Genomic DNA, 10,768 nt, shown 5'->3' with positions numbered 1-10,768 from the left:
GAGTTCTCAAGGAGCAGATGCGTACAGGAGTTCACGCCGCGAAGCGGTTCCTCCAGGCACTTTTGCCCAAATTCGTCTTGTTTAGGTTGGAAACGCCGCGATCCTTGCCAGGATCTTGCGCTCTACCCTCAGCCTCGCCCTCTCGGTCGAGGCCCTGTCCCGCGTGGAGCCACCCTGTTCGGTGTCTTCCGTGTCGCGCTGACAGAGAGAACATTACGGGTGGATGACGGGAGGCGTCAAATCAATCGGGACCTGGATAGTGTGACGTATGTCACATGGCTCCACTTGGAGCTTGACGTCGCTGTCTGATATGCGAGGCTTGAGGTTCTGCGCTCGAACGGATGGGCGACGGACCAGCCCCGCCACCAGCGCGGGAGGACCGCTCGAAACACCTGGGTACCAGCCACTGTGAAGCGGTGGACACCTCGCCGGGTCACCCGAAGCGGGGGACGTGCCGGCCGTGGGCGAGTGGCCTCTCTGTGCCGCAGGGAGCACAGTCCGTACGCGTCGGTCTGTGCGGGTTCGGTCGGGCCGTCGCAGCCACGCGCCTCAGGCGGGCATCCGCGGGGGCCGGCCCCGGCTCACCGACGGCTCGTTCAGGATCCAGAGCCGGTACGGGCGGTCGCGGCCCGTCCGGATGCCGATCCGGGGCCCACGGCCCACCTGGGTCTCGGCAACGGGTGCTCCGGAGTGAACCGTCACCGGGCCGGATCCGACGAGGTCGGTGCCGGTGAAGCCGCCGTCCACCCCCAGGGCCCGGGCGAAGCGTCCAGGCCCGCTCGCGACGCGCCAGGCGGCCGCGGCGCCCCCCGCTCCCGCGCTCCCGGCCCCGGCCTCCCCCGGCCCCGCGCCCCTCGTCGTCCCCGAGCTCGTCGCCCCGGCGGCCACGGACCCGACCCCGGGCTCAAGCCCGGGCTCGGGCTCCGGCTCGCGGGCGCTGCCCGGAACATGCCGGGCCGGGACGGACCCGGCGACCGCACCAGCCCGGATCAGAACCGCGGCGGCCGTACCCTCCGGACCGCACACGACGTTGAAACACCAGTGCATGCCGTAGACGAAGTAGACGTAGGCGTGTCCGGGCGGTCCGAACATGACCCGCGAGCGCGGGGTCGGACCGCGGAAGGCATGGGACGCCGGATCGTCCGTGCCGCCGTAGGCCTCCACCTCGGTGACCCGCAACGCGACCGGCCCGTGCCGGACCGTCGTCCCGAGGAGATCTCGGGCGACGGCCAGCACGGGCCGGTCGTAGAAGTCGCGACTCGGAACGCCGGTCAGCTCCCGGCCCACGCCCGGTCCCGGTCGAGCACCGGCCCGAGCGCCTCGATCTGCTCCCGGACGCGCGCGGGTGCCGTCCCGCCCGGTGCCGAGCGTGCCTCGAGCGCACCACGCACCGAGAGCACCGATCGGACGTCGGCGGTGAGCAGTGGGTTGATGACCGCGAGATCGTCCTCGGAGACCTCGTCCATGTCGGCGTCGTGGGCCACACACCAGGCCACGAGCTGCCCGACGGCCTCGTGTGCCTCCCGGAAGGCGACCCCGTTGCGGACGAGGTACTCCGCCACGTCCGTCGCCAGCGCGAACCCGTCCGGCGCGGCGGCCGCGAGCCGTTCCCGGCGCACCCGCATCGTCGCGACCATGCCGGTCACCGCCGGCAGCACGACGAGGAGGGTGTCGACCGCGTCGAACACCGGCTCCTTGTCCTCCTGCAGGTCGCGGTCGTAGGCGAGCGGCAGGCCCTTGAGGGTGGTCAGCAGCCCGGTGAGCGCGCCGATGAGCCGGCCCGACTTGCCGCGGGCCAGCTCGGCCACGTCCGGATTCTTCTTCTGCGGCATGATCGAGCTGCCGGTGGCGAAGGCGTCGTCAAGCTCGACCCAGCCGAACTCCCGGGTCGTCCACAGGACGATCTCCTCACCGAGCCGGGACAGGTGCACCCCGATCAGCGCGGCGATGAAGAGGAACTCGGCGGCGAAGTCCCGGTCGGACACCGCGTCGAGCGAGTTGGCGAAGGCCCGGTCGAAGCCGAGCTCGGCGGCCACCCCCGCCGGGTCCAGCGGCAGTGAGGAGCCGGCGAGCGCGCCAGCGCCGAGCGCGCTCACCGAGGCACGCCGGTCCCAGTCCCGCAGCCGGTCGGTGTCCCGGGCGAACGCGTGGACGTGCGCCAGCAGCTGGTGCCCGAACGAGATCGGCTGGGCGTGCTGCAGGTGGGTCATCCCCGGTGCCGGGGTCTCGACGTGCTGCTCGGCCAGCCCGACGAGGGCGGTGGAGAGCTCGGTGACCCGCGCGGCGACCTGACGCGCGTGATCGCGCAGGTACAGGCGCAGGTCGGTCGCGACCTGGTCGTTGCGGCTCCGGCCGGCCCGGAGCTTGCCCCCGAGCGCGCCGAGGCGCTCGAGCAGCCCCCGCTCGAGCGCGGTGTGGACGTCCTCGTCCTCGATGGTCGGGCGGAAGCGGCCGTGGGCGACCGCGTCCGACAGGTCGTCGAGTGCGCCGAGCATCGCCGTCAGCTCGGCGTCGTCCAGCAGGCCGGCGCGGTGCAGGACGCGGGCGTGTGAGCGGGAGGCGAGCAGGTCGTACGGCGCCAGGCGCCAGTCGAACTGCACGCTGACCGACAGCCGCGCCAGCGCCTCGGCCGGCCCGCCCGCGAATCGCCCGCCCCACAGCCGCAGCGGCGGCGTCGACGCGGGGGCGTCCGCCTGCCCACCCGCGCCGGCGTGCCCCCCGGTGTCCTCTCCGTCGGTGTCGTCGGCGGTGTCCGTGCGCGCCGCGTCCGTGCGCGCGGCGTCGCCCTGTGCCCGTTCGGGATCCATCCGTTCCTGCTCCTCGTCGGCCGCTGGGTGACTCCCAGTCGCCACCGACCGAATCGACGTCACGGGTTGAGCCGCTGTTCGCGGGCCGCCCAGACCTTGGTGGGCAGGCCCCACAGCTCGATGAATCCCCGCGCGTCGGTCTGGTCGAACTGGTCGCCGGCATCGTAGGTGGCCAGCGCGTGGTCGTAGAGACTGCCCGGGCTGCGACGGCCCACGACCTGGGCGACGCCGCCCGCCAGCCGGATCCGGACGTCGCCGGTGACACCGACACTGGCCGAGTCCACGAAGGCGTCGAGGGCTGCCCGCAGCGGCGAGAACCACAGCCCGTCATAGACGATTTCGCCCCAGCGCTGGTCGATGCCCCGCTTGAACCGGGCGACGTCCCGCTCGAGGGTGAGGTCCTCCAGGTCACGGTGCGCGGTCAGCAGCGTGACCGCCGCCGGGCACTCGTAGATCTCCCGGCTCTTGATGCCGACGAGCCGGTCCTCGATCATGTCGATGCGACCGACGCCCTGGGCACCCGCCCGGGTGTTGAGCTCGGCGACGAGGTCCACCAGCGACAGTGCCCGCCCGTCCAGCCCGGTCGGCAGGCCGTCGGTGAACGAGATCGTGACCTCGTCGGACGGCCGGGAGACCGTCGGGTCGGCCGTGTAGACGAAGACGTCCTCCGGCGGCTGCGCCCACGGGTCCTCGAGGACCCCGCACTCGGCCGTGCGGCCCCACAGGTTCTGGTCGATCGAGTACGGGGACTTCTTCGAGACGTCGATCGGCAGGCCACGCTCCTCGGCGAAGGCGATCGCCTTGTCCCGGGTCATGCCCGAGTCGCGCACCGGGGCCAGCACGCGCAGGCCCGGGGCCAGCGCCATCACGCCGACCTCGAAGCGGACCTGGTCGTTGCCCTTGCCCGTGCAGCCGTGCGAGATCGCGTCCGCCCCGTGCTGTTTGGCGGCCTCGACCAGGTGCTTCACGATGATCGGCCGGGACAGCGAGGAGATGAGCGGGTAGCGGTCCATGTACAGGGCGTTGGCGCGGATCGCCGGGGCGACGAAGGATGCCGCGAACTCCTCGCGGGCGTCGACGACGATCGACTCGACGGCGCCGCAGGTGAAGGCGCGCTGGCGGATCGCCTCGAGGTCCTCGCCGCCCTGGCCCACGTCGACGGCCAGGGCGATGACCTCGGCGCCGGTCTCGGCACCGATCCAGCCGATGGCCACGGACGTGTCGAGGCCGCCCGAGTAGGCAAGCACGACGCGTTCGGTCACGGAGTCACTCCTTAGTTGATTCTCGGTTCACGTGGTCGTTCATGACGCCGGTGGACGGGAGGTCTGCCCCGCCTGGTCCTCAGCCGGCGCCCGCGCCGGTACCTGCGCCGATGCCGGGATGCCCGCCCGTTCCGGGTGGGACCGCCACCCGTGCGACGCCGTCGGCCAGCGACAGCAGCCGGCCGGCGAACGCTGGCCCACCGGGGCCGGTGGGCCCCGCGCGGCAGACCACCAGGACGGTGTCGTCACCGGCGATGGTTCCCATCACCTCCGGCAGGGCCGCCCGGTCGAGCGCGGAGGCGAACAGCTGCGCGGCCCCCGGCGGGGTACGCAGCACGACGAGGTCGCCGTTGGCCTCGGCCGAGACGAGAAGCTCCTCGCAGAGCCGGGCCAGCGGGATGCGCACCGTCTCGGCCGGCGCCAGGTTCACGTCGACCGAGTACACGAGCGCACCGTTGGCCCCGCGGACCTTCGTCGCGCCGATGTCCTCCAGATCGCGGGACAGGGTGGCCTGGGTGACCTGCACGCCTTCCTCGGCAAGCAGACGCGCGAGCTCCGCCTGCGACCGTACCGACCGCGCCGCGATCAGCGCGGCGAGGCGGGCCTGCCGGGCGTGTTTCGTCAGCGGCGCGGCCGAGCGGATGGTCATCGGGAACCGACACCCGCCGTGGTCTCGTCCAGCAGGAACGACAGCAGGGCCTTCTGCGCGTGCAGCCGGTTCTCCGCCTGGTCGAACACCACGGACCGCGGCCCGTCGAGCACAGCCGCGGAGATCTCCATCTCCCGGTGCGCGGGCAGGCAGTGCATGACGATCGCGTCCGGGCGGGCCGCCTCGACGACCTTCTCGTCGAGGCGGTAGGGCTGGAAGACCAGCGCCCGGCTGTCGGACTCGGTGTCCTGCCCCATCGACGCCCAGACGTCGGTGTAGAGCACGTCCGCGCCGGCCGCGGCCTCGAGCGCGTCGTGCATCACCAGGGCCTCGCCGCCGGTGACCGCACCGATCTCGTTGGCGTGCCGCACGACCTGCTCGATCGGCTCGTAGCCCGGCGGCGAGGCGACGTGGACCCGCAGCCCGGCGAGTGCGCCGGCGAGCAGCAGGGAGTGGGCGACGTTGTTGCCGTCGCCCAGGTACGTCAGGGTCACGCCGGCGAGCCGGCCGCGGATCTCCCGGATGGTCTGCAGGTCGGCGAGCGCCTGGCAGGGGTGGGTGTGGTCGGAGAGCGCGTTGATGACGGGCACGGTGGCCGCCGCCGCCATCCGGTCGACCCTGTCCTGGGCGAAGGTGCGGATGACGATGGCGTCGACGTAGCGGCTCAGGACGGCTGCGGTGTCCTCGATGGTCTCGCCGCGGCCGAGCTGGGAGGAGCCGGAGTCGATCACGATCGGGTGCCCGCCGAGCTCGGCCACCGCAACGTCGAAGGACAGCCTCGTCCGGGTCGACGGCTTCTCGAAGATCAGCGCGACCGAGCGGCCCTCGAGCGGGCGGCGGGCGGGCTTCCGGTCGCGTCGCGTCGCCTTGAGCTGGTCGGCGAGATCCAGCAGTGCGGCCTGCTCGGACGAGGTCAGGTCGGTGTCGAGCAGGAAGTGTCGGGCCGTCATGCGCTGACCTTAGATCCTTCGTCCGACTTCTTCGGGCCGGTCGCCGCGGTCCTGTCCCCCTGGGCGTGGGTCTCCCGCGCCCGGTCGGCGATGCCGGGCAGCGCGGCGACGAACGCGTCGACGTCCGCCGGGGTGAGCACGAGCGGCGGCGCGAGGCGGACGGCGTTCGCCGCGACCGCGTTCACCAGGAAACCGGCCTCGCGGGCGGCGGTCTCCACCTCGGGCGCGAACGGGGCGTCGAGCTCGATCGCGAGCCACAGCCCGACGCCGCGCACCCCGGTGACCCCGGCCGCGTCCGCGGCGACGATGCCGTCGCGCAGTGCGCCGCCGAGCACCGCCGCGTGCTCGAGCAGGCCCTCGGCCACGATCGTGTCGAGCACGGCGAGGGCGGCCGAGCACACCACCGGCCCGCCACCGAAGGTGCTGCCGTGGTCACCGGGACGCAGCAGGTGACCGGCAGCGCCGATCCCGATGCAGACCCCGATGGGCAGGCCGCCGCCGAGGCCCTTGGCCAGGGTGATCACGTCCGGGACGACGCCCTCGGTCTGGTGGGCGAACCACGCGCCGGTGCGGCCGATGCCGCTCTGGACCTCGTCGAACACGAGCAGCGCGCCGTGTGCGTCACAGGCGGCGCGGGCGGCGGCCAGGTAGCCGGGCGGCGACGGGATCACCCCGGCCTCGCCCAGGGTCGGCTCCAGGAAGACGGCGGCGGTCCGCTCGCTGACCGCGGCGGCCAGCGCGTCGGCGTCGCCGTGCGGGACGAAGCGCACGCCCGGCAGCAGCGGTTCGAACGGCGCCCGCTTCCCGGGCTGGCCGGTGATCGACAGGGCGCCCATGGTCCGGCCGTGGAAGGCCCCCTCGGCCGCGATGATCTCCGAACGGCCGGTCCGTCGGCTGATCTTGATCGCGGTCTCGTTCGCCTCGGCGCCCGAGTTGCAGAAGAAGGCCCGGCCGTCCACGCCCAGCAGCTCGATCAGGCGTTCGGCGAGCAGGAGCTGCGGGGTGTTCACGTACAGGTTGGACGTGTGGCCCAGGGTGTCGAGCTGTGCGACTACCGCCGCGCGCACCGCCGGGTGGCAGTGGCCGAGGACGCTCACCGCCACCCCGGCGATCAGGTCCACGTACTCGCGGCCGTCGGCGTCCCACACGTGCGCGCCGGACCCGCGGGTCAGGGCGATGGAGGGACGGCCGTAGGTGGCCATGATGACGGCGTCGCGCCGGTCGAGCAGATCGGCGTTCACGATCCTCCCCCGATGATGTCCACTGTTGCCGGGTCGCCCGCGCTGGAACTGGTGGTTGCCGTGACGGCGCCCTCGACCGCGACGGTGCCGGCGGCGGCGGGTGGGTCGGCGCGAATCAGCGTCCCGATGCCCTCGTCGGTGAAGATCTCGAGGAGCAGCGCGTGCGCGACCCGCCCGTCGAGCACGTGTGCCTGGGGGACGCCGCCGGAGACGGCGCGCAGGCAGGCCTCCATCTTCGGGATCATGCCCGACGACAGGGTGGGCAGGAGCCGCTCGAGCTCGCCGACGGTCAGCTCACTGATCACCTCGTCGCTCGCCGGCCAGTCGGCGTAGAGGCCCTCCACGTCGGTGAGCACGACGAGCTTGGCCGCACCCAGCGAGAGCGCCAGCACCGCCGCCGCGGTGTCCGCGTTGACGTTGTAGACGCCGCCGTCGAGGCCGCGGGCCACCGAGGCCACCACCGGCACCTTGCCCGAGTCGAGCAGGGCGTTGACGGTCGCCGGCTGGACGTCGACCACGTCGCCGACCAGCCCGACGTCCACCGGGCTGCCGTTGACCATCGCCGGGCGGCGCCGGGCGGTGAACAGGTTCGCGTCCTCCCCCGACAGGCCGACGGCGAACGGGCCGTGGTTGTTGATCATCCCGACGACGTCCCGGTTGACCTGGCCGACGAGGACCATCCGGACGACCTCCATGGTCTCCGGGGTGGTGACCCGCAGGCCGCCGACGAACTCCGAGCGCACCCCGAGCCGCTCCAGGTGGGCGGTGATCTGCGGGCCTCCGCCGTGCACGACGACGACGCGGATGCCGGCGTAGCGTAGGAAGACGATGTCCGCGGCGAACGCCTCGCGCAGCTCCGGGCGGGTCATCGCGTTCCCGCCGTATTTGATCACCATGGTGGCGCCGTGGAAGCGGGACAGCCAGGGCAGCGCCTCGATGAGCACGGTGGTCTTGGCCAGCGCGGAATGCCCGCGGGCGGTTGCCGCCGGTCCGCGTGGCGGCGCGGGGATGTTCGCTCCGGCCCACCCCACGGGCTTCACCGGGTTCGTGTCCGCGCTCATGTCGAGTACGCCGAGTTCTCGTAGACGTAGCCGTCGGTGAGGTCATTCGTGCGCACGGTGAGCTCGACGTCGCCGGCGTGCAGGTCGGCGACGATGCTGATCTCCCGCCCGCCGAGGTCGACCAGTTCCCGCGGCTCACCCGGCGCGCCGCCGCGGCACACCTGGATGCCGTTCATGGTCACGTCGAGGCGGTCGGGCTCGAAGGCCGCGGACGTCGTACCGATCGCCGCGAGTACCCGGCCCCAGTTCGGGTCCTTGCCGTAGAGCGCGCACTTGAGCAGGTTGTTGCGGGCCACCGAGCGGCCGACCTCGAGGGCGTCCGCCTCCGAGGCCGCGCCGGTGACCGTGATGGAGATCGTCTTGGTGGATCCCTCGGCGTCGCCCAGCATCTGGCCGGCCAGGTCGTCACAGACGGCGGTGACCAGCTCGGTCAGCTCCGCCTCGGGCAGGGACCGCCCGGACGCGCCCGAGGCGAGCAGCAGCACCGTGTCGTTCGTCGACAGGCAGCCGTCGGAGTCGACGCGCTCGAACGTCGTCCGGCACGCCTCCCGGACCACCCGGTCCAGTGTGGCGCTGTCGGCGACGGCGTCGGTGGTGACGACGACGAGCATCGTCGCCAGCGACGGCGCGAGCATCGCCGCACCCTTACCCATACCGCCGACCGTGACGACACCGTCACCGGCCGCACCGGATGTGCTGGTGCGCACCGCCTGCTTGGCGACGGTGTCCGTGGTGCGGATCGCCTCGGCCGCGGCGTCACCGCCGGCCGGCGAGAGCGCCACGACCGCCTGGGTGACGCCGGGGAGGAGAAGATCCATCGGCAGCCGCACGCCGATCAGCCCGGTGGAGCAGACCGCGACCTCACCGGCGCCGATCCCGAGCGCCGCGCCGACGTGCTCGGCGGTCGCGTGGGTGTCGGCGAACCCCTCGGGGCCGGTGCAGGCGTTGGCCCCGCCGGAGTTGAGCACGACAGCGCGCAGCCGGCCGGTGGTCAGCACCTGACGGGTCCACAGCACGGGCGCGGCCTGCACACGGTTGCGGGTGAACACACCCGCGGCGGCGTCGGCTGGACCATCGTTGACGACGAGGGCGACGTCCGGACGCCCGGACGGTTTCAGCCCGGCGGCGGCGCCGGCGGCCCGGAACCCCCGGGCGGCGGTGACGCTCACTGTTGCTTCCCTTCCCTAGCTGGCAGGGCCCTCGCTGCCACCGGGGCGGTCACGGCGCGAGGCCCTGAACGCTCAGACCGGTGGTCTCCGGCTGGCCGAGCATGAGGTTGGCGCACTGGACCGCCTGCCCGGCGGCTCCCTTGGTGAGGTTGTCGATCGCGGCGACGACGACCACCCGGCCCGCCTCGTCGTCCACCGTCGCCTGCAGGTGGATGCAGTTGCTGCCGAGCGTCGACGACGTGCGCGGCCACCGCCCGGGCGGCAGTACGCGCACGAACGGCTCGTCGTCGTAGAAGGCGCGCAGGATGCCGGTGATCGTGTCGGCGTCGGCGCCGAGGCCCGTCCCCAGGTCGTCACCGGCGGCGAGGTCGGCGGCGGGCCGGGCGGTGCAGGTCGCCAGGATGCCGCGGGGCATCGGCGCGAGCACGGGGGTGAACGACAGCGACACCGGCGAGCGGGCGTACCGGGTGAGCGTCTGGACGATCTCGGGACGGTGCTGGTGGATGCCGACCTTGTACGCGGTCATGTCGCCCATGACCTCGCTGCCGAGCAGGTTGGCCTTCGCCGCCCGGCCGGCGCCGGATGTCCCGCTCGCCGCGACCACGACGATGTCGGACGGGTCGACCGCACCCGCCGCGACCAGCGGGACCAGCGCGAGGCTCACCGCGGTCGGATAGCACCCGGGCGCGGCGACCCGGTTACTGACCCGGATCTCCTCCCGCGCCCCGGGCAGCTCGGGCATTCCGTACGTCCAGGTGCCGGCGTGCTCCCCCCCGTATGCCCGGCACCATGCCTGCGGGTCGTGGAGGCGATGGTCCGCGCCGAGGTCGACGATGCGGACCCCGGCCGGGAGGGTCGCGGCGACCGCGGCCGACTGCCCGTGCGGAAGCGCCAGGAACACGATGTCGGCGGTGGTCTCCGCCAGCGCGGCGGCGTCGACGAAGACGCGGCCGGCCAGGTCGGGCAGGTGCGGGTGGACGTCGGTCACCTCCACCCCGGCGGAGGTGTTCGCCGCCAGGTCGCCGATCTCGATGCCTGGATGGCCGAGCAGCAGCCTCAGCAGCTCGCCGCCGCCGTATCCGCTCGCGCCCGCCACTGCCGCAGTCACTCCCATGACTGCAACTTTATACACATGACCCTATGAAGATACAAGGGTTTACGGAGCGCGCCGAGGCTCCCACGGAGCGCCCTCACCATGCCACCGCCATCGAGAACCTCCCTGAAACACGGCCCTACCTGCCCGTTGAGCGACGGTTGACGCCCCGGGGGACCACTGTGGGCACACTGGTCCCGACGCCACTCCGGACAACGGCGTTCCGGAGGCGGGTCGGGGTGGGCGGTCACGGCCGTCCACCCCGATCGTCACACCGCCCCGCCGGTCATGCGGGCCGCTACCGCCCCCGGATCACGAGAAGGCACCTGCCCGGTTCGCCGCCCGTAACGCGCGCTTCCGATCAGGCCAGGTGGCCCCGCCCGCCTCGCCCGCCCGGGCCAACTCGCCCGTCCGGTCCGTCCTGTCCGTCCGCCTCGTGCCATCGCCCGGCCGTCCGGGAACCACTCGCGTTGAGAGTTCGACAACAAACCGTCAGTCACCTGACAGTCGGCCCCCGGGCCGGGATGCCACCATCC

Annotated in this window: 9 protein-coding genes; all 9 read right to left on the bottom strand. The window is 72.9% G+C overall.

Features of this window, described 5'->3' with window-relative positions; genetic code table 11:
• Positions 1-549 precede the first annotated feature (549 nt).
• Complete coding sequence (locus tag E0504_RS31145; RefSeq protein ID WP_131626305.1) at positions 550-1,287, bottom strand: DNA-3-methyladenine glycosylase; 738 nt, start codon at positions 1,285-1,287, stop codon at positions 550-552.
• On the bottom strand, positions 1,272-2,807 hold the full coding sequence (gene argH / locus E0504_RS31140; protein WP_373693958.1) for an argininosuccinate lyase: 1,536 nt from the start codon (positions 2,805-2,807) through the stop codon (positions 1,272-1,274). The genes E0504_RS31145 and argH overlap by 16 nt, the downstream gene beginning before the upstream one ends.
• Positions 2,808-2,866: 59 nt before the next feature.
• The gene (locus tag E0504_RS31135; protein ID WP_112104849.1) at positions 2,867-4,069 is read right to left on the bottom strand and encodes an argininosuccinate synthase; all 1,203 of its coding nucleotides are present in this window, start codon (positions 4,067-4,069) and stop codon (positions 2,867-2,869) included.
• 79 nt (positions 4,070-4,148) lie between these two features.
• Positions 4,149-4,718 (bottom strand): arginine repressor, encoded by a 570-nt coding sequence (gene argR / locus E0504_RS31130; RefSeq protein ID WP_020459352.1) that lies wholly within the window; start codon positions 4,716-4,718, stop codon positions 4,149-4,151.
• Positions 4,715-5,668 (bottom strand): ornithine carbamoyltransferase, encoded by a 954-nt coding sequence (gene argF / locus E0504_RS31125; RefSeq protein ID WP_071064854.1) that lies wholly within the window; start codon positions 5,666-5,668, stop codon positions 4,715-4,717. Before argF ends, argR begins: the two co-directional genes overlap by 4 nt.
• Positions 5,665-6,909 carry an acetylornithine transaminase gene (locus E0504_RS31120; RefSeq protein WP_071064855.1) on the bottom strand — a complete coding sequence of 415 codons (1,245 nt, stop codon included), beginning with the start codon at positions 6,907-6,909 and terminating at the stop codon, positions 5,665-5,667. Before E0504_RS31120 ends, argF begins: the two co-directional genes overlap by 4 nt.
• Positions 6,906-7,970: an acetylglutamate kinase gene (argB, locus tag E0504_RS31115; protein WP_071064856.1), complete on the bottom strand. Its 1,065-nt coding sequence runs from the start codon at positions 7,968-7,970 to the stop codon at positions 6,906-6,908. The genes E0504_RS31120 and argB overlap by 4 nt, the downstream gene beginning before the upstream one ends.
• Positions 7,967-9,139 carry a bifunctional glutamate N-acetyltransferase/amino-acid acetyltransferase ArgJ gene (gene argJ / locus E0504_RS31110; RefSeq protein WP_020459348.1) on the bottom strand — a complete coding sequence of 391 codons (1,173 nt, stop codon included), beginning with the start codon at positions 9,137-9,139 and terminating at the stop codon, positions 7,967-7,969. The genes argB and argJ overlap by 4 nt, the downstream gene beginning before the upstream one ends.
• Before the next feature lie 49 nt (positions 9,140-9,188).
• Positions 9,189-10,253 carry an N-acetyl-gamma-glutamyl-phosphate reductase gene (gene argC / locus E0504_RS31105; RefSeq protein WP_165938659.1) on the bottom strand — a complete coding sequence of 355 codons (1,065 nt, stop codon included), beginning with the start codon at positions 10,251-10,253 and terminating at the stop codon, positions 9,189-9,191.
• Positions 10,254-10,768: the final 515 nt, after the last annotated feature.

Source organism: Parafrankia sp. BMG5.11, assembly GCF_004337455.1.
Note: the sequence above shows the minus strand (reverse complement) of the source record. Positions and strands in the feature narration are given on the sequence as shown.

Excerpts from the sequence above, each read along its gene's own strand:
- argC (WP_165938659.1), bottom strand. The coding sequence starts at position 10,253 with ATGGGAGTGACTGCGGCAGTGGCGGGCGCGAGCGGATACGGCGGCGGC.
- argB (WP_071064856.1), bottom strand. The coding sequence starts at position 7,970 with ATGAGCGCGGACACGAACCCGGTGAAGCCCGTGGGGTGGGCCGGAGCG.
- argH (WP_373693958.1), bottom strand. The coding sequence starts at position 2,807 with ATGGATCCCGAACGGGCACAGGGCGACGCCGCGCGCACGGACGCGGCG.
- argR (WP_020459352.1), bottom strand. The coding sequence starts at position 4,718 with ATGACCATCCGCTCGGCCGCGCCGCTGACGAAACACGCCCGGCAGGCC.
- argF (WP_071064854.1), bottom strand. The coding sequence starts at position 5,668 with ATGACGGCCCGACACTTCCTGCTCGACACCGACCTGACCTCGTCCGAG.